This is a genomic window from Candidatus Nitrosotalea sp. FS (assembly GCF_011319475.1).
GTDB lineage: Archaea > Thermoproteota > Nitrososphaeria > Nitrososphaerales > Nitrosopumilaceae > Nitrosotalea.
Genome location: NZ_RCMC01000083.1, coordinates 1 through 570 on the forward strand (window position 1 = coordinate 1; position 570 = coordinate 570).

Below are 570 nucleotides of genomic sequence, written 5' to 3' on the forward strand. Positions count from 1 at the left end.
GATAACCTGGTCAATATTTCCAAGTGTAAATTTTCAGGATGCAAATCTGCAAGGACTGATCTTCTCCCATACCAAGGCAGAACGGGCTAACTTTGGAAATGCCAACTTGCAAAATGCCAATCTTTCCCAAGCAGAACTCTTGGCAGCTGACTTTACAGGTGCAAATCTAAAAAATGCAGATTTTCGTAACTCAGATCTTGCTGGTGGTAGTCTAGCAGGTGCGCATCTTGATGGTGCTAATCTGGGAGGCCTGGATTATTCTGGGGTGGATCTGTCATGCTATGGCCATCCTGTCTGTAGTAACTAGTCTCACTTGGTGGTGTATGACAAGTGGATCTAGTTAAAATAATGTTAATGGCACTTGCAGTATCTTTTGTAACCTTTGTATCTGTTATAGGATATCAGTCCTTCAATAATGTTCACAATCATGAACTTTATTCAAGTGGTGATATCGCACCTGCTAGTCTTTCTGACGCCAACTTTCAGGGACAGACACGCATTTACTATATTGCAGCAGACGAGATAAAGTGGGATTTTGCCCCAACTGGAATGAACCAAATAACAGGCAAA

General features: G+C 41.9%; 1 protein-coding gene and 1 pseudogene. Both read left to right on the forward strand.

Annotation, left to right across the window (positions count from 1 at the left end; all coding sequences use genetic code 11):
* Positions 1–307 (forward strand): pentapeptide repeat-containing protein (locus DYY66_RS03235; protein WP_166286173.1); only part of this gene is annotated, 307 nt, incomplete at its 5' end.
* 23 nt (positions 308–330) lie between these two features.
* Positions 331–570 (forward strand): annotated as a pseudogene (locus DYY66_RS03240) (hypothetical protein); the annotation flags it as partial.